This is a genomic window from Gilliamella mensalis, assembly GCF_900103085.1.
GTDB classification, from domain to species: Bacteria; Pseudomonadota; Gammaproteobacteria; order Enterobacterales; family Orbaceae; genus Gilliamella; species Gilliamella mensalis.
The window spans coordinates 1-1,240 of sequence record NZ_FMWR01000030.1 but is presented as its reverse complement, the minus strand read 5'-3'; the positions used below and the strand labels follow the sequence as shown (position 1 = coordinate 1,240).

2 protein-coding genes are annotated in these 1,240 nt (G+C 38.3%); both read right to left on the bottom strand.

All coding sequences use genetic code 11. The features are described 5' to 3' along the window. A partial coding sequence (locus BQ5209_RS10435) for a hypothetical protein (protein WP_085248755.1) occupies positions 1–892 on the bottom strand: 892 nt, incomplete at its 3' end. A gap of 2 nt (positions 893–894) precedes the next feature. Further along, on the bottom strand, positions 895–1,240 hold a 346-nt coding region (locus tag BQ5209_RS10430; protein WP_143421919.1), incomplete at its 5' end, for a DUF2345 domain-containing protein.

Below are 1,240 nucleotides of genomic sequence, written 5' to 3'. Positions count from 1 at the left end.
ATGGGCTTTCAAGGTTAATATGAGCGTCAATAACGTGTTTTGACAATGTGCTTGGCTCTTTTGGCGCTTTGGCAATTTGTTCAAGCACGTTAGGATGATTAGTAAAAGCAGTTTGGTACCTTAAGCCATTTAATCCCCAAAATAAGATATCGGCAACCTCATTTAAACCTAATTGATACGCTTGCTCAACCAGTTGCGTTGAGTGCAAAATGACTTGGTTATGGAGTGGTAAATTTTTTTGCTCATCAAATTGCGTTCGATTATTTGCCCATGCCTTAACAAGGGTTCGAATCATTCTCAATTTTTTTAAGCGCTGACAATAATGAGTACTCCAACCGTCTGGCATTTCCAGTTCACTATCGGCCGTGAAACGAATAAACTGCCCAGCATAAATTGACGGATAATAATAGTTTTCAATTTGGAAAAATTGCGATTTTAGCCATGCGTTGTCTTGGTTAGTAGCAACTTCGTGCAAAAATTGCATGCGAAATGGTTCAAAGAAAGGATAATAAGGCTGTTGCAATATTTTAGCGATGTTATTACCAATAGTTATCAGTTGTTTTGCCAATATCGACGGTTTAAGAGGGCTAACAATATAAGCGCAAATATAACGCTTTGACCCAAAACATTCGATTTCAGCTTGGTTGCTGATGTCATCAAGGATGGGACTGTCTAAAAATTCATTGGGCTCTGCCAGTTTAATCAGTGTTGGGCATATGCTTGGATCATAATCTAAATCGGTACGTAATACCTGAGTGAGTTTTTGTTCACCAAATAGATTCACTAATGAGTCGTGTGATAATGGGCTTATTGAATTAATCGCCACTAAATTATCGACTAGTAAATAGCGATATTTGTTAAAGTTATTTTGATTATTTAATTCAGTAATCATTATTAATCCTTTTCTGCGCAACGTTTAATATCCAGTTCACTTGATTTTAATTGAATGGTTCTGGTTTTATTTGCCGGCCCCATCTTCTGCTGAACATTACATTTAAGATAGATATTATCCTGTGTGCCAAGTTCGATGCCTTCACTGCTGATTTTGATATAAGAGCCACCACAAATGAGGGTGAGGTTGTCTTTGGCGGTAATGGTTACCTTGCCATCCACGCTATCCACTTTGATATCTTGCTTGGCAGCCATGTTGATGTTGGCGTTTTGGGCTTGCACTTCAATATCGCCTTGGTTGGCAAATAGTTTCATGCCCGATTTTTGGGCAAATAAGCCAATCGCTTCA